Consider the following 721-nt stretch of genomic DNA (forward strand, 5'->3'; position numbering starts at 1 on the left):
GTGTGAAGTAATTAATACTTCTCTGAGAAAGGTCGCTTCGGCGGCCTTTTTTATTGCCCGCAATTTCCCTTTTCTACTACTTTTCAGCGAAATACGAAGCTCACCACATATTCTTATCAATTTTGTATTATTCGTAAAAATCGCATTAATTTCATGAATCTTTCGATTATTTCTTAATGTAACAATTTGATACATTGACACCTGTTGTCAGCGAGTTGCATAGCAGCTTGATTTTCATCGATTTAACTCAATGACAACCGAAATAATAAGGAGAAAAACATGGAAAGCAGAAGCTTAGGACAAGGCTTAAAAGTAGAAGAACGACGTCAGTTGCTTCATCGTGGCATAAAAGCGGCATTGATTGGTGTGCCTTTATTGGCTGTAGGTTTAACGATCAACAGTTCGGTTTTGATGACAGATGCTGGCTATAGTTATGTGCATCAAAACAACATCACTGGTGAGTTGGATGTGTTTACTGAACCTGGTATTCATTTCCGGATGCCGTTTCTATCCAAAATCACTAAGTACGATCAAGTGATCACTGTGTCTTTTGGTAACAGCAAGGGTGAAGACTTTTACCAACGTCTTGATTCGGTTCAAGTTCGTTTCGCTGATACCTATATTGGTCAAATACCGGTGACGTTCCGCTTTAAATTGAGTAACGATCCAGAGGCTCTAAAAAAGATGCATCGTGAGTTTCGCAATAACAACAACTTGATCG

The 721-nt window shown here is 38.8% G+C and carries 2 protein-coding genes; one reads left to right on the forward strand and one right to left on the reverse strand.

Going from position 1 to position 721, the window contains the following annotated elements; translation table 11 throughout:
* Positions 1 to 195: hypothetical protein (locus R7190_RS27335; protein WP_318137863.1), on the reverse strand; the 195-nt coding region annotated here is incomplete at its 3' end.
* A gap of 84 nt (positions 196 to 279) precedes the next feature.
* Here R7190_RS27335 and R7190_RS27340 point away from each other — a divergent pair.
* Positions 280 to 721 (forward strand): SPFH domain-containing protein (locus tag R7190_RS27340; protein ID WP_318137864.1); only part of this gene is annotated, 442 nt, incomplete at its 3' end.

The sequence above is a fragment of the Vibrio sp. 1078-1 genome, from assembly GCF_033340475.1.